General features: G+C 50.4%; 15 protein-coding genes. 10 read left to right on the forward strand and 5 right to left on the reverse strand.

Going from position 1 to position 14,800, the window contains the following annotated elements; translation table 11 throughout:
- Positions 1-91 precede the first annotated feature (91 nt).
- The 8 genes from arcA (at position 92) to sthE (ending at position 8,367) form a co-directional block, all read left to right on the forward strand.
- Positions 92-808: a two-component system response regulator ArcA gene (arcA, locus tag OLG56_RS18540; protein ID WP_001194359.1), complete on the forward strand. Its 717-nt coding sequence runs from the start codon at positions 92-94 to the stop codon at positions 806-808.
- A 266-nt stretch (positions 809-1,074) separates the two neighbouring features.
- Positions 1,075-1,389 carry a YmdA family protein gene (locus tag OLG56_RS18545; RefSeq protein ID WP_001601431.1) on the forward strand — a complete coding sequence of 105 codons (315 nt, stop codon included), beginning with the start codon at positions 1,075-1,077 and terminating at the stop codon, positions 1,387-1,389.
- A gap of 384 nt (positions 1,390-1,773) precedes the next feature.
- Complete coding sequence (locus OLG56_RS18550) at positions 1,774-2,445, forward strand: winged helix-turn-helix transcriptional regulator (RefSeq protein WP_000811635.1); 672 nt, start codon at positions 1,774-1,776, stop codon at positions 2,443-2,445.
- Between the two features lie 338 nt (positions 2,446-2,783).
- The gene (locus OLG56_RS18555; protein ID WP_000482237.1) at positions 2,784-3,329 is read left to right on the forward strand and encodes a fimbrial protein; all 546 of its coding nucleotides are present in this window, start codon (positions 2,784-2,786) and stop codon (positions 3,327-3,329) included.
- Between the two features lie 70 nt (positions 3,330-3,399).
- The gene (gene sthA / locus OLG56_RS18560; protein ID WP_000680522.1) at positions 3,400-4,083 is read left to right on the forward strand and encodes a fimbrial biogenesis chaperone SthA; all 684 of its coding nucleotides are present in this window, start codon (positions 3,400-3,402) and stop codon (positions 4,081-4,083) included.
- A gap of 45 nt (positions 4,084-4,128) precedes the next feature.
- The gene (locus tag OLG56_RS18565) at positions 4,129-6,666 is read left to right on the forward strand and encodes a fimbrial outer membrane usher protein (protein WP_079900350.1); all 2,538 of its coding nucleotides are present in this window, start codon (positions 4,129-4,131) and stop codon (positions 6,664-6,666) included.
- A gap of 17 nt (positions 6,667-6,683) precedes the next feature.
- Positions 6,684-7,241, forward strand: a complete 558-nt coding sequence (locus OLG56_RS18570) for a fimbrial protein (RefSeq protein WP_001056984.1) — start codon at positions 6,684-6,686, stop codon at positions 7,239-7,241.
- Between the two features lie 40 nt (positions 7,242-7,281).
- Positions 7,282-8,367, forward strand: a complete 1,086-nt coding sequence (gene sthE / locus OLG56_RS18575) for a fimbrial major subunit SthE (RefSeq protein WP_207011556.1) — start codon at positions 7,282-7,284, stop codon at positions 8,365-8,367.
- Between the two features lie 57 nt (positions 8,368-8,424).
- Here the strand turns inward: sthE and creD are convergent, their stop codons facing one another.
- Genes creD through creA form a run of 4 tightly spaced genes read right to left on the reverse strand, consistent with a single transcriptional unit; the run spans position 8,425 to position 12,431 of the window.
- On the reverse strand, positions 8,425-9,774 hold the full coding sequence (gene creD / locus OLG56_RS18580; RefSeq protein WP_061377132.1) for a cell envelope integrity protein CreD: 1,350 nt from the start codon (positions 9,772-9,774) through the stop codon (positions 8,425-8,427).
- A 57-nt stretch (positions 9,775-9,831) separates the two neighbouring features.
- Positions 9,832-11,256: a two-component system sensor histidine kinase CreC gene (creC, locus tag OLG56_RS18585; protein ID WP_023195066.1), complete on the reverse strand. Its 1,425-nt coding sequence runs from the start codon at positions 11,254-11,256 to the stop codon at positions 9,832-9,834.
- Positions 11,256-11,945 (reverse strand): two-component system response regulator CreB, encoded by a 690-nt coding sequence (gene creB, locus OLG56_RS18590; RefSeq protein WP_001187046.1) that lies wholly within the window; start codon positions 11,943-11,945, stop codon positions 11,256-11,258. The genes creC and creB overlap by 1 nt, the downstream gene beginning before the upstream one ends.
- A 12-nt stretch (positions 11,946-11,957) precedes the next feature.
- The gene (creA, locus tag OLG56_RS18595) at positions 11,958-12,431 is read right to left on the reverse strand and encodes a protein CreA (protein ID WP_000875813.1); all 474 of its coding nucleotides are present in this window, start codon (positions 12,429-12,431) and stop codon (positions 11,958-11,960) included.
- A 211-nt stretch (positions 12,432-12,642) separates the two neighbouring features.
- Here creA and robA point away from each other — a divergent pair, with 211 nt between their 5' ends.
- On the forward strand, positions 12,643-13,512 hold the full coding sequence (robA, locus tag OLG56_RS18600; protein ID WP_000371685.1) for an MDR efflux pump AcrAB transcriptional activator RobA: 870 nt from the start codon (positions 12,643-12,645) through the stop codon (positions 13,510-13,512).
- Here robA and gpmB read toward each other — a convergent pair.
- Positions 13,509-14,156, reverse strand: coding sequence for a 2,3-diphosphoglycerate-dependent phosphoglycerate mutase GpmB (gpmB, locus tag OLG56_RS18605; RefSeq protein ID WP_000942358.1), 648 nt, complete (start codon positions 14,154-14,156; stop codon positions 13,509-13,511). The genes robA and gpmB overlap by 4 nt on opposite strands.
- 48 nt (positions 14,157-14,204) lie before the next feature.
- On the opposite strand from gpmB, the gene yjjX reads away from it, so the two are divergent.
- Positions 14,205-14,720 carry an inosine/xanthosine triphosphatase gene (gene yjjX / locus OLG56_RS18610; protein ID WP_000554307.1) on the forward strand — a complete coding sequence of 172 codons (516 nt, stop codon included), beginning with the start codon at positions 14,205-14,207 and terminating at the stop codon, positions 14,718-14,720.
- Positions 14,721-14,800: the final 80 nt, after the last annotated feature.

Genomic DNA, 14,800 nt, shown 5'->3' on the forward strand with positions numbered 1-14,800 from the left:
CGCCGATCATGTTAATTTGCGACATGCATCAGGCAGGTCAGGGACTTTTGTACTTCCTGTTTCGATTTAGTTGGCAATTTAGGTAGCAAACATGCAGACCCCGCACATTCTTATCGTTGAAGACGAGTTGGTAACACGCAACACGTTGAAAAGTATTTTCGAAGCGGAAGGCTATGATGTATTCGAAGCGACAGATGGCGCGGAAATGCATCAGATCCTCTCTGAATATGACATCAACCTGGTGATCATGGATATCAATCTGCCAGGGAAAAACGGTCTCCTGTTAGCGCGTGAACTGCGTGAACAGGCTAACGTTGCGCTGATGTTCCTGACGGGCCGCGATAACGAAGTCGACAAAATTCTCGGCCTCGAAATCGGCGCGGATGATTACATCACCAAACCGTTTAACCCACGCGAATTGACCATCCGTGCCCGCAACCTGCTGTCCCGTACCATGAACCTGGGTACCGTCAGCGAAGAGCGTCGTAGCGTTGAAAGCTACAAGTTCAACGGTTGGGAACTGGATATCAACAGTCGTTCACTGATCGGCCCGGACGGCGAGCAGTATAAACTACCGCGCAGCGAGTTCCGCGCGATGCTTCACTTCTGCGAAAACCCTGGCAAAATTCAGTCGCGCGCAGAGCTGTTGAAGAAAATGACCGGGCGCGAGCTGAAGCCGCATGACCGTACTGTTGACGTTACCATTCGTCGTATTCGTAAGCATTTCGAATCCACGCCGGATACGCCGGAAATCATCGCCACCATTCACGGCGAAGGTTATCGCTTCTGCGGCGACCTGCAGGATTAATTCGGCCCAGGCGCCAAACTGTAAAAACAGCCGGTAAGTTATTCTTACTGGCTGTTTCTTATGCTCCCCTTCCGCTAAGCGGCCCCGCTTTCCCTCCTGACCTGCCGTTATGACGTACTCTTTTACATAAAAATTGTCATATAGCGCTGTTTATCTCAGCTTGCGAAAGTTAAGGTAGTTTGTGTATTAACATTAAAGAGTAATACACGGGATTTGTTGGTCCCCAAAAAATAAGGGGATGCTCACAGGACGTGAGGTTTCACAGGATGAAAAAATTACCATTATGCTGCTACCTGTTTTGTGCAGCGATGTCAGCTTCATCAGCCGCACTGGCTGCTACCGCGCCGGTCTCCGCAGGCGTTATTCATTTCAAAGGCCAGATTGTCGAATATGGTTGTAATCTTGCGCCTCACGATCGCAATATCGAGGTATCATGTTTGCGGAATAATATCCCCCATTTGCAGACAGTCGCCACACCGTCTGGAAACGCTATTTCGTTGATGAATGGAATCGCCACGGTACGGCACGTGTCGTTAAAAGATCATCCGGAGATTCAAAGCCTGATCGTCCAGTACCGCTAACCGCTTATGGCTCCCGCCGGGAGGAGTTCCGGCAGGCGGCGATTTCGCTCAGTAAAACGCCGCCCGCCTGCATTTTGTACTTTTCTCTCATTCGTATCCTCCAACAGCGATGTTCATCGCTTCGCTATCCTGTACGCTCTACGCGCTCGTTAAGCACTGTACCTATGATAGCTGTCATAAAATGATTGCAAATAAAATCATCACATTTACTATGGTTAACCTTACAAACAGCGTTGTCGCTCATGCATTGATAAGGTGAATACATTGACTTAAATATTCTTGTTGGCTATTTTAATTTACTTAATTATAATTTTAAGTGAATATTAAATTTATCTTTACCTTTTAATAGTCAACCACTTTATCAGCCATAATAATGGGGAAGATATGAAGCAGTTAAACGGCGGGAATGTGTATCGTCCCACAGGGAAAGAAAAAAACCTGCAAGCCATTTTAAATATTCATCGGCACGTTATTCAAAACATCTCCCCTGTCACTATTACGGCCGGTAAAACACTGGATATCAAGATTGATAATCAATCCCACATCCTGTTAATCACTAAAGGCGCTATTAAAGTATGTCGGCGTATCGACAGCATTGTAATGGGCTGTGGTGTCTCACCAATGATTTTAGGCCTTGTAGATGCCTATGCTGACTTATACCAGTTAGAAGAGAATTCAGACGTCTTTTTTATCGCCGAAACCACCTGTGAATATTATCCTGTCCCAGTAAAAGATTTTGTGGAAATAGCCGATGAAAAGCATCTCTGGCGTGACATTTCGAACATCCTGATGTACCGCATTGCTTTCATGACTAACCGTGACAGAAACCTTATCGGGCAGGACGCCTATAGCCAGATAAAAGCGCTGTTACTTGAACTGTGGTCGTATCCTGAAAGCTCACGATTTGAGATCAACGCCCAGAACTTCATACAGCAGAGAACCGGGCTTTCACGCAGCCGTATCATGCAGGTACTTTCAGAACTAAAAGCGGGGGACTATATAAAAATACTGCATGGAAGACTGTTAGAGCTTCGAAACCTGCCGGTTTCATTTTAAACGGACAAGCGTCGTATATTCTTAAAAATAAAGCCATGTAGAGTTAAATAAACCCTCCAGGAAATAATAACTATTATCAAAAAAGAGATCTTGCTCTATAAATCCAGTCATCAACCGTACTTCTTTAGTGGTATTTTATTAAACTTTGTTACCGGGTCCGAAACTGGACTGCCGTTCAATATTGCATCAGAATTTTTATTGAGTTCATAGTTGATATACGTAGAATAGCCGCCTGCTTATCTACAGAACAGAAAGAAGCGCATACAGAGTAAAATATAATATTTTATTTTATATAGCTATCTTTATTTTTCAGCGAATAGAATCAGGCAACAATTAATATGTTTAATAAGAAAATTATCATCCTGGCAATGTTAACTGCCGTAGCATCCACACCGGTATTTGCCCAGAACACGATTACGTTCAATGGCAAAATTTACGATCAGGCGTGTACGGTTCAGGTTAATGGCTCCACGGATACCACCATTGATTTAGGTAATTACAGCAAAGAACGCATCGCGGAAAAAGGCGCCACAACCGATTACGTGCCGTTTACCGTAAGCCTGGTTAGCTGCCCGGAAGCAGGGACTGGCGTACCAACCCAGGCCATGTTCCGCTTCCACGGCGCAACAGATGATTCCAACCCAACGTACTTCAAAAACGCGGACGAAGGATCGGAAACGGGCGCTGCGGGTGTCGGTATTTCTATTCAGAACGCTTCACATAGCGATGTGACAGATAACACGGATGATGCCGCAGTAAACCTGCCAACCGACGGCTCGAAAGCAGACTTTACCTATTACGCCGCCATGGCAAACGATGGTTCCACAACCGTAACCGGTGGGGATGTTAGCACTCAGGTTACGTATACCGTTTCGTATCAGTAAGGCATTCTCATCCTGATATGGACAGGCAGGATGCCAGTCCATAGCGTAAAACATCTTTACAGAGTAAAAAATGAAACACATAAAGAAATCCGTGTTGGTCGTATTACTGACAAGCCATGTTGCCCATGCCAGCATTGTTGTTGGCGGAACCCGACTGGTTTTCGACGGCAATAATGATGAGTCGTCAATCAATGTAGAGAATAAAGACAGCAAAGCGAATCTTGTTCAGTCATGGTTATCGGTTGCCGATCCCCAGGTCACAAATAAGCAGGCGTTTATTATCACCCCGCCTCTTTTTCGCCTTGATGCCGGGCAAAAGAACAGTATTCGGGTTATTCGCTCTGGCGCCCCCCTACCTGCAGATCGGGAGTCTATGTACTGGCTCAATATTAAGGGTATTCCTTCTATTGATGATAATGCCTCCGCGAACCGCGTGGAAATCTCCATTAATACCCAAATAAAGCTTATATATCGGCCGCCAGCATTAACAAAATCAACGCCTGATAGCCAGAGCCAACAATTAAAATGGCAGACGGCAGGTGATGTTATTACCGTAAATAACCCCACTCCCTATTATATGAACTTTGCCAGTGTGACGCTTAACAGCCATGAAGTGAAATCAGCGACCTTCGTTCCGCCAAAATCATCAGCGTCATTTAAATTGGGTTCTACTGCCGCCCCTCATGGCACGGTAACGTGGCGATTAATCAGCGATTATGGGATGAGTTTAGAGCCGCATTCCGGTTCATTCTAGCCATTAACGACTTCATTTTACTTTTACCCTTTCAGGACTTTTACTGTGCAATTCTCCAGAGTAGAGCCCCGTTCTCAATTAGCGTTATCGTTTCTCTTTATATGCTGTTCCATAAAGCCAGCGTTAGCGCATGATCATTTTAATCCATTATCGTTGGAAAATGATGAACCGGGCGTGGAGAATGTCGATCTATCGGTTTTCGAAAAGGGGGGGCAGGCAGAAGGCACCTATAACGTTGATATTTATATTAATAACACCAGTGTTGAAACAAAAAATATTGCCTTTAAAAATAAAAAATCAGCAGATAATAAGCTCTCCCTACAGCCGTGTCTTAGCGTTGAACAACTCAAGCAGTGGGGCGTAAAAACAGAAAACTTCCCAGAGCTTAAAAATGACCCAAACGGGTGTACCGATCTTAGTCTGCTGGCTGGCACTGTAGCAAAGTTTAATGTCATCGGTAACCGGCTGGATTTAGCGATCCCTCAAATCGCGTTGATCGCCGACCCGCGAGAATTCGTCCCTACCAGCGAATGGGATGAAGGCATTAATGCTTTTTTGCTGAACTACAGTTTTACCGGATCGCAGGATCACGATATTGATGAAAACCGGACGGAAAATAGCGAATACGCTAACCTGCGCCCTGGTATTAACATTGGTGCATGGCGTTTTCGTAACTACTCAACCTGGAATCATGATAGCGATGGGCAAAATAGCTGGGATTCTGCCTACACCTATGTTTCTCGCGATATCGAATTTTTAAAAGGACAGCTGATCGCTGGGAAAAATAACACGCCAGCGGACGTCTTTGACAGTATTTCATTTAAGGGCGTACAGATCTCTTCTGATGACGATATGTTGCCGGACAGTATGAAAGGGTTCGCCCCGGTCATTCGCGGGGTGGCCAAAAGCAGCGCGCAGGTAACCGTTGAACAAAACGGTTATACCATCTACAAAACTAACGTTCCGGCGGGTCCATTCGCCATCAATGATCTTTATCCAACCGGCGGTTCGGGCGACCTGTACGTCACCATCAAAGAATCCGATGGTTCTGAACAGCATTTCATTGTGCCCTACGCCAGCGTTCCGGTATTACAGCGTGAAGGCCACCTGAAATACGACCTGACGGTAGGCCGCACGCGTTCATCAGATACGCATTCCGCGCAACAGAATTTCGCAGAACTGACGGCCTTATACGGATTAGCAGGCGGCATAACCGCCTATGGCGGAATAGAGAGTACGCTGAGCAATGATGTTTATCATGCGGCGCTCATCGGGACAGGTTTAAACCTTGGCGATCTGGGCGCATTGTCTTTAGACGTCACCAATTCATGGTCAAAAATTAAAGCAGGCGATGTGGTTAGCGATACGCTTACCGGACAATCCTGGCGTATTCGTTACAGCAAAGATATTCAGTCAACAGGCACCAATTTCACTGTCGCTGGCTACCGTTATTCGACCAAAGATTACTACGCTCTTGAGGATGTGCTGGATACCTATAGCGATAATAGTCACTATGATCATGTACGTAATCGCACCGACCTGTCGTTATCGCAAGACATTATCTACGGTTCCATTTCACTCACTTTATATAATGAAGATTACTGGAATGACACTCATACCACATCATTAGGTATTGGCTATAACAACACATGGCATAACGTAAGCTATGGCATTAACTATTCTTATACGCTGAACGCCGATAATTCTCAGGATGAAGACGACGATACGGAAGACAGTAATGACCAGCAAATTTCAATCAATATTAGTATTCCGTTAGATGCCTTTATGCCGTCAACGTATGCCACCTACAATATGAACTCCGCGAAAGACGGCGATACCACGCATACTGTCGGTTTAAACGGAACAGCGCTGGCACAGAAAAATCTCTCATGGAGCGTTCAGGAAGGTTATTCCTCTCAAGAGAAAGCCACCAGCGGTAATGTGAGCGCAACCTATAACGGGACGTATGCGGATATTAACGGCGGATATAGCTACGATAATCATATGCGTCGCCTGAATTATGGCGTTCAGGGCGGCGTACTGTTACATCGAAATGGCCTGACACTATCCCAGCCAATGGACGACACCATCATATTGGTTAAAGCCCCTGGCGCAGCGGGTGTCCCCGTGAATAACGAAACGGGCGTGGACACCGATTTTCGGGGCTATGCCGTCGTACCTTATGCTTCGCCTTACCATCGTAATGAAGTGTCTTTAGATACGACGGGCATTAGAAAAAATATTGAGCTCATTGATACCAGTAAAACGCTGGTGCCTACCCGTGGCGCGGTGGTCAGGGCTGAATATAAAACCAATATTGGTTACAAGGCATTGATGGTATTAACCCGCATAAACAATCTGCCTGTTCCTTTTGGCGCGACCGTCTCGTCTTTAACAAAACCAGACAATCACAGCAGTTTTGTTGGTGATGCGGGGCAGGCCTGGTTAACCGGACTGGAAAAACAAGGGCGGTTATTAGTGAAGTGGGGACCAACAGCAGCAGACCGGTGTCAGGTCTCTTACCGTATACCGAGCTCCCCCTCCGCTTCTGGCGTAGAAATCTTACACGAGCAATGCCAGTGATTCTGGTGGGATAAAAGATGAATATGAACAGATTTGCTGCATTAGCCGCCCTGTTAACGTTCACGGGTCTGGCATTATGGTCGCCCTCGATCAGCGCGGCATACAATACCGCAGATGCCGTAGACATTAACGTTACGGGATTAATTTATGCCGATCCGTGTACCGTGACGGTCCCCGACACGCTCTCTCTTGGACAATATGCCCGGGCGGATATCGCCGTGGCCGGTGGCAATACCGCCACCATTCCTTTCACCATAAAAATGACGAATTGCCCGGCAACGACCACAAAAGCCGCGATTTCATTTAACGGCGTACCTTATCCCGATCCAAATTATGCTTCTGCGATTTATGCAAACAGCGCGGCCAATCCGGCGCAGGATTTAGGATTACAGCTTTTTAACCTGGACGGTAAAAGTCTGGTCAATCTGGCCAACAACGTCACTTACACGGTGGATATCAACAGTAATACCCATGAAGCCAATTTGCCTGTCGCCGCAAGGATGTATACCCCGTATGGAAAAGTCACGGCAGGGGATTTCACGTCCGTTGTGACGATCACTATCGCATGGCAATAACATCTTTCTATTTCACCTGGTATAAAAGCAGGAATTTTTCATGAGAAGGTTATATCTGGCGCTTATTCTGCTGTTCGCGTATTCCGGTCATGGTTACGCCTCCTGTAAACGTTCCGGAAATGAAGGCGCGATCACTATCCCCCCGCCGTCGCAGCTTGTGGTGGATAGCCACGCCTATACCGCAGGCGAGGTGTTGTGGCAATCGGGCTGGTTTTCCACCTCCGAAGTCACAATGGATGGCTGTAGTCGCGATTATAAGGTCGGTTTTTTATATGAACCCGGTAGCGCGCAGTCAAATGCATCAGCGACAATCAATGCGAATGACGGGAACAACACGCCGGTATTTAGCACCGGTATTTCCGGCGTGGGCATTGCGATTAAACCCCAAACGAATGCTGGCCCTTACGATAATGTCATGCCAATCGATAATACCTACCATAATGGCGATGGCAATAAAACACACCATGCGATGGCTCCCGCCTACAATGTTGAACTGGTCGCCTTAGGCGGTCCGATCACCTCCGGTACCGCGACATTCCAAAGTCCACTGGCGCGCGTATCTTTTCGCGATAGCGCAACGGAAGACTCCGGCGGCGATATCCTGACCCATCTGTATTTGGGGAATACGCAATTGATTATGAAAGCAATGGGATGTCGGGTAGAAACACCTGCCATCACCGTGGATTTAGGCAGCGTCAATTTAGGCAGTTTCACTAATAGTCAAACCGCGGGCACAGGCGAGCAGGATATCTTATTGACCTGCGAACAAGGCACCGCTATTTCCGCATCGTTAAGCGCCCAACCTGCCAGCGGAAATAACCCTGATAATTCAGTCATCCAGTTGAGCAATGCAAGCGCGCCAACCAGCGCAACCGGCGTTGGCGTACAGTTGGGTATTCAGGCGCCGGACGCTGGTTTCTTTACCGACAGTTTGCCAATCAATCAAAAAATTGATCTCTTTACTCACGCTATTACCACCAATGCCGATGGCAGCCAGACGGTTAGCGGCGGAACCATGAATATGTCGACCACCCTGAAAATTAGCGCGCGCTACTATAAAACCGCCGCCACGGTAACGGCCGGGCAAGCGAATGCCACGGCAACATTAAACCTGACCTATAACTAACGGCATCACAGTTTCTGGCGCTGCGCGGGAAAACGTTAACGCGCGCGCCCGTTAGATTTATTTCCACAAACGTAATTCGTCATCTTTTACTGGCGGTAATGACTTACGTTGCTGACAAGAGAGCGAATACCAGTCCAGATGGCGCGTCAGGAACATCACGCCGCCAAGCGCCAGTAGCAGAACGCCGGTACCCAGAAGCAACGAGCTATCTTCCGAACGCAGCAATCCCCACATCACGCCATCCAGCGCCAATAACGCTAACGTAAACAGCACGCTATTGCGCCATCCTTTCAGCACCGCCTGCAGATAAACGCTATTCATCAATGCGCCCACCAGGCTTGCGGCGATCCAGGCTGGCGTGAAACCGATATGTTCCGACAGTGCCAGCAACAGCAGGTAGAACATCACCAGCGATAACCCCACCAGCAGATACTGCATCGGGTGTAACCGCTGTCCCGTCAGGGTTTCGAAGACAAAGAAAGCCATAAACGTTAGCGTAATCAACAAAATGGCATATTTCGTCGCTCTGTCCGTCAGTTGATACTGATCGGCTGGCGTCGATACAGCGACGCTAAACGCCGGTAAGTTATCCCAATCTACCTTTTGCGCATCAGCAAACCGTTCGCCGAGATTCGTGGCAAACCGGCTGGTTTGCCACTGGGCCTGAAATCCTGAACCGCTGATTTCGCGTTTACCGGGAAGAAAATCCCCCACAAAATTTGGGTGCGGCCAGTTGCTGGTCAGGGTCATTTCACTGCTACGCCCGACGGGAACCAGTGAAAAGCTGCCGGTTCCGCTTAAATTTAGCGACATATCCAACGTCAGGTTGCGCGTCGCCCACTGACTGTCCGGCAGCGGGATATGAATGCCCTCTCTACTTTCCGGTAAGCCGGTCCCCGGTTCTACAGTGAGCGTTTCACCATTGACCTGCGGCGCTTTTACTGCGCTGATACCGCGCGCATCGCCGACGCCCACGACGATAAAGGGCTTTCCAAGGGTAATGTTCGGTCTGTTCAGCTCATGCAGACGGGCCACATCAAACTCCGCCTTTATCGCCATATCGGTATGCCACACCTGCCCCTGATAAATACCTATTTTTCGCGCTTCAACGTTTTGATTGCCTTCAACCAATAGCGACTCCGGCAGCCAAAAATAGAGATAGCTGCGCTTATACTGGACCTCTTTCTCCTCTTCCAGCACGGTATAGAGCTCTGTCACCGGAACCGCCACCAGCGGGCCGACGACCTTTTGCGGGCCGCTGGTACTCTGACGAATAGCGGCTTCTACATGGCTTCGATAATCAGCACGCTCCACGATGGTGTGCCGTACCATCATCAGGGGAATTAACAGCAGGATCATGGCGCCGCCTAACGTAATCATTTTCCACAACAGGGGGGATTTCAACATAGCGTTCTCCTTTGCAATGCCAGCAGTGTAAGAACGCGATGTGGGGAGAATTTGAAGTTATGTGAAGTGACGGTGAAGTGTCAACGAGGCCAGCACGCCGCCTTCGGGACGATTGCACAACGTCACCTCACCGTTGAGGAGCCGCGCCGCCTCGCTGACAAACGCCAGCCCAAGCCCGCTGCTTTTACGCCCGTTATCACGGGGCAACGAATAGAATCGGTCGAAAATGCGCGGCAGCGCAAAATCAGGAATACCACAGCCGGAATCCGTCACCTGCAGGATCGCTTTCTCCCCCATCGGCTGAGCGCTTAATGTGATAACGCCATTTTCAGGCGTAAAGTCGATGGCATTGTCCAACACATTGCCCAGCGCCTGCGCCAGAAGCTCCGCGTCGGCGACGACAACCAGCGAGGAAGGCCGTAGAGTAAGGGTGATCTTTTTTGCCGCCAACTGAATACTGCGTGCCTCGCTAAGCTGCGTAAATAGCTCATCAACAGCAACCGGCGCGAGAGGGATATCCTGCCGGTTTTCCAGCCGCGCCTGGCGCAGCAGGGTCTCTACCAGCGCCTGCATTCGCGTATTTTGCGCCAGTATATTCTCTGTAAAGCGGGTAACCACATCCGCGGGCGGTCCTTCACGCAGAATCTCCGCCGCGCCGCGTATCGCCGCCAGCGGACTTTTCAGCTCATGAGTCAACGCATACACGTACTGCTCAATCTCATTCTTGCCTTCCAGCTTAATGCGCATACTCTCCAGCGCCTGCGCCAGTTTACGCAGCTCGCTGCTGCCTAATGCAGGTAACGCAAGCGGGCGGTTTTCGGTGACAGAATCCGCATAGCGCGTCAACCGGGCGATGGAGCGGTTAATCCACCAGACCATCCCCGCGCCAATCGCCAGCGCAATTCCCAGTAAAACGGCGCTGGCCCACAGAATGCGCCGTTCGCTGCGCTTAATCACCGGCGCCATTGCCGCATTCGGTTTACCGACAGACAGGACGCCGATAATCCGTCCATCGCTGATTATCGGCGCGGCTACGTACATCACGGTGCTATTGGGATCGGCAGCATCTTTTGCCGTGCTGCGGGCGCCATACTGTCCGCGCAGCGTAAGCCAGACGTCATTCCAGCGAGAATAATCCTGCCCCACCGCTTTGTTTTCCGAATCAAACAACACCTTCCCCTGCGCATCCGTCATGTAGACATGGTATTCATTGCGCACTTTGACGATCCCGCTGATATTGGCGCGAAACGGGCGATGTTGCAGTTGGGCGAATGCTTTCGCCAACTGGCCGTCAGTCGGGTTGCCGGAAAGGAGATCGTCGCGGGCCAGCGCCGCCAGCAGCGTCGCGGTGTCAATCAGCGTCCCTTCCGTCGCGCGGCGGACGCCCGGCTTTATCTCCTGAACGAAGATAGACAGCACAAACACGGCGGCGACGGCGACAATAAGAAAGTAGCCCAGTAGCAAACGCATTCCGATGCGCATCAGACGCTCCTCAGGCTGTATCCCATCCCACGATGCGTGTTAATTGGCGAGAGATCCGGGTTGATCGCGCGTAGCTTAGCGCGCAGGGTTTTGATGTGTGTATCGACCGTCCGATCGAAGGTCTCCTGGGCATCAGACCAAACAATATCCATCAATTGCTGGCGCGAGTACACGCGCTCCGGCGACAGCAGCAGGGTTTTAAGGAGCAGAAACTCATAACGCGTCAGCGAGAGCGGCGTACCAAACCAGGCGATCTGCGCCGCCGGTTCATTGAGTTCAAAATGTCCGGTACGCACCACCGGCGACGGCGCAGCAAACTTTTTCACCCGGCGCAGCAGCGTGCGCACGCGGGCGCTCACTTCGCGCGGCGAGAACGGCTTGGCGACATAATCATCTGCGCCGATCTCCAGACCAAGCAATCGATCCACTTCATCGCTACGGGCAGTCAGGAAAAGAATCGGCAGCGCAGGATGGCGTTCCAGCAACTGCCGACACAGCTCAAAGCCGCTGATATCCGGTAGTCCCACATCGAGAATCACCGCATCCGGCCGTTGCTGACGCGCTTTTTCCAGCGCGGGCAGCCCGCGAGCGAATAGCTCAACGGTAAACCCTTCCAGTTGCAGGGTGTAGATGAGCGTATCGGCGATTCCCTGTTCATCCTCGACTAACCAGACCTGCGGTTGCTGCATACGCTTTCCCTGTTATTGTCGCCACGGCATGACCGGCACCGCGCTGATGGCGTTCTTCGGCGACCCGTCGACTACTTTGTCGGAGTAGGCCAGATACGCCAGCGTGTTGCGTTTCTCATCATAGAAACGCACGACCTGCAATGACTTAAATATCAATGAGGTGCGTTTTTTGAAAACCACCTCTCCCTGCGCCTTGCCGTTCTTAATTCTGTCGCTCAGTTCAATAGGCCCGACCTGCTGACAAGAGATAGCGGCGTCAGACGTATCTTCCGCCAGCCCCAATCCGCCCTTTATGCCGCCCGTTTTCGCCCGGCTAACATAGCACGTCACGTTTTTGACATCAGGATCGTCAAAAGCTTCCACCACGATTTTATGGTCAGGACCGAACATTTTAAATACCGTATCGACTGAACCAATTTGTTCCGCGCGGGCGCTCTGCCCCAGCAGCAACAAAATTGAGAAAAGTACTAAGCTCTTGTATTTCATATTGTTACCATTCATAAAAGTTACATTGCGTAATTATTAGACATTCTAAAATAAAATGGTTATAGATCACAGGATTAGAATAATTACCTGTCACGTTGCCTAAAAAAAGCATTTAAGCTCAAAAAAAACACTGAATGCTAAAAGAACAAAAAATGCTATTATCCTCTTACCTGATATCGGGTGCTCGTTGTTGAAAGGATGGGGATATTTTATGGATCAGGCTGGCATAATTCGCGACCTGTTAATCTGGCTGGAAGGTCATCTGGATCAGCCGCTGTCACTTGACAATGTGGCGGCAAAAGCAGGCTATTCCAAGTGGCACCTGCAGAGAATGTTTAAGGACGTGACGGGCCACGCCATTGGCGCTTACATCCGCGCCCGTCGTTTATCGAAATCAGCAGTGGCGCTGCGTTTGACCGCGCGTCCAATTCTGGATATTGCTCTTCAGTACCGCTTCGATTCTCAGCAAACCTTTACGCGCGCCTTTAAGAAACAGTTTTCCCAGACGCCAGCGCTGTATCGTCGCTCCTCGGAATGGAGCGCCTTTGGCATTCGTCCGCCATTACGGCTGGGCGAGTTTACCGTGCCGGAACATCAGTTCGTTACGCTGGAAGATACGCCGCTCCTTGGCGTCACGCAGAGCTATTCCTGCTCGCTGGAACAGATTTCCGACTTCCGCCACGAAATGCGCGTGCAATTCTGGCATGATTTCCTCGGTCATTCGCCAACTATTCCGCCAGTGCTTTATGGGCTTAATGAAACGCGCCCCAGCATGGAGAAAGACGATGAGCAGGAAGTATTCTATACCACCGCACTGCCGCAAGAGCAGGCCGATGGCTATGTTCAGTCGGCGCATCCTGTGCTGTTGCAGGGCGGTGAATACGTCATGTTCACCTATGAAGGGTTAGGAACCGGCGTGCAGGATTTTATCCTGACCGTTTACGGCACCTGTATGCCAATGCTGAATCTGACCCGTCGTAAAGGGCAGGATATAGAGCGATACTACCCGTCAGAAGATACCAAAACCGGCGATCGCCCTATCAACCTGCGCTGCGAATTTCTGATCCCGATTCGCCGTTAACGCTGTAGCTCATCCAATGCAGGGGCGTCCAGATGCGAAACGTCCCCTGCGGTTTCTACCACCCACCCAGACGCCAGCCACTGACTTTCCTGGTAATCGATGCGAGAAATAGAGCAGTTGCGCAAACGTAACCGGCGTTCCGCCCAGGCGGGTAGTCCCAGTATAGTACTGACCAGACAGCCCAACGCGATACCGTGACTGACCAATAAAGGTCGGCTGCCCTGCGGTAGCTCCAGACAGGACGCCAGCGCGGCATGAACGCGATCGCTCAACTCCTGCATCGATTCCCCGCCGGGAATGCGGCCATCCTGCGTGCCGTTGACTAACTGACGACGCCAGCCCTCTTCTTCTTCCGTCAGCGAATCGATCTGGCGCTTTTCCAGCACGCCCATATCCAGCTCGCGCAGGCGGGAGTCAAAGGCGATATCACACCCGCACGCCTGGGCGATAATCTCCGCCGTGCGTTTTGTGCGGCCTAAATCGCTGCTGATGATATGGGTGATGCCGAGGCTGCGGGCGCGTTCTCCTACCTGCATGGCCTGCTGCTCGCCTTTTGCCGTCAGGGGACTGTCCGATTGGCCCTGAATACGTCGCTCGGCGTTCCACTGCGTTTCACCGTGGCGAACAAGGTATACCTGTAACATGTTTTTTTTCCGTTATACTGCGATAAATTTTTAAAACTGAGCTTAATTATGCACCAGGTTATCTCTGCGACCACCAATCCTGCCAAAATTCAGGCAATTCTACAGGCATTTGAAGAGATTTTCGGCGAAGGATCGTGCCATATTACGCCCGTCGCCGTCGAGAGCGGCGTACCGGAGCAGCCCTTCGGAAGCGAGGAAACGCGTGCTGGCGCACGAAATCGCGTGGATAATGCGCGACGCCTGCATCCAGAAGCTGATTTCTGGGTAGCCATTGAAGCCGGAATTGACGATGACGCCACCTTCAGTTGGGTGGTGATTGATAACGGCGTTCAGCGCGGTGAAGCGCGATCGGCCACGCTGCCGTTGCCCGCCGTCATTCTCGACAGAGTCCGCCAGGGGGAAGCGCTTGGCCCGGTGATGTCGCAGTACACAGGTATTGACGAGATTGGTCGCAAAGAGGGCGCCATTGGCGTATTTACCGCCGGAAAATTAACGCGCTCCAGCGTTTACTACCAGGCGGTGATCCTGGCGTTAAGCCCGTTTCATAACGCGGTGTATCGATAATTATTTGCGCTATGTTGTAGGCCTGATAAGCACAGCGCCATCAGGCATTTCGCGGCGATGTTGCCGGATGGCCGCTTCGC

The organism is Salmonella sp. 2018103 (genome assembly GCF_026247685.1).
Classification (GTDB): Bacteria; Pseudomonadota; Gammaproteobacteria; order Enterobacterales; family Enterobacteriaceae; genus Salmonella; species Salmonella enterica.

Excerpts from the sequence above, each read along its gene's own strand:
- yjjX (WP_000554307.1), top strand. The coding sequence starts at position 14,205 with ATGCACCAGGTTATCTCTGCGACCACCAATCCTGCCAAAATTCAGGCA.
- robA (WP_000371685.1), top strand. The coding sequence starts at position 12,643 with ATGGATCAGGCTGGCATAATTCGCGACCTGTTAATCTGGCTGGAAGGT.
- arcA (WP_001194359.1), top strand. The coding sequence starts at position 92 with ATGCAGACCCCGCACATTCTTATCGTTGAAGACGAGTTGGTAACACGC.
- OLG56_RS18555 (WP_000482237.1), top strand. The coding sequence starts at position 2,784 with ATGTTTAATAAGAAAATTATCATCCTGGCAATGTTAACTGCCGTAGCA.
- creC (WP_023195066.1), bottom strand. The coding sequence starts at position 11,256 with ATGCGCATCGGAATGCGTTTGCTACTGGGCTACTTTCTTATTGTCGCC.
- gpmB (WP_000942358.1), bottom strand. The coding sequence starts at position 14,156 with ATGTTACAGGTATACCTTGTTCGCCACGGTGAAACGCAGTGGAACGCC.
- creD (WP_061377132.1), bottom strand. The coding sequence starts at position 9,774 with ATGTTGAAATCCCCCCTGTTGTGGAAAATGATTACGTTAGGCGGCGCC.
- OLG56_RS18545 (WP_001601431.1), top strand. The coding sequence starts at position 1,075 with ATGAAAAAATTACCATTATGCTGCTACCTGTTTTGTGCAGCGATGTCA.
- creA (WP_000875813.1), bottom strand. The coding sequence starts at position 12,431 with ATGAAATACAAGAGCTTAGTACTTTTCTCAATTTTGTTGCTGCTGGGG.
- OLG56_RS18550 (WP_000811635.1), top strand. The coding sequence starts at position 1,774 with ATGAAGCAGTTAAACGGCGGGAATGTGTATCGTCCCACAGGGAAAGAA.
- OLG56_RS18570 (WP_001056984.1), top strand. The coding sequence starts at position 6,684 with ATGAATATGAACAGATTTGCTGCATTAGCCGCCCTGTTAACGTTCACG.
- sthE (WP_207011556.1), top strand. The coding sequence starts at position 7,282 with ATGAGAAGGTTATATCTGGCGCTTATTCTGCTGTTCGCGTATTCCGGT.
- creB (WP_001187046.1), bottom strand. The coding sequence starts at position 11,945 with ATGCAGCAACCGCAGGTCTGGTTAGTCGAGGATGAACAGGGAATCGCC.
- sthA (WP_000680522.1), top strand. The coding sequence starts at position 3,400 with ATGAAACACATAAAGAAATCCGTGTTGGTCGTATTACTGACAAGCCAT.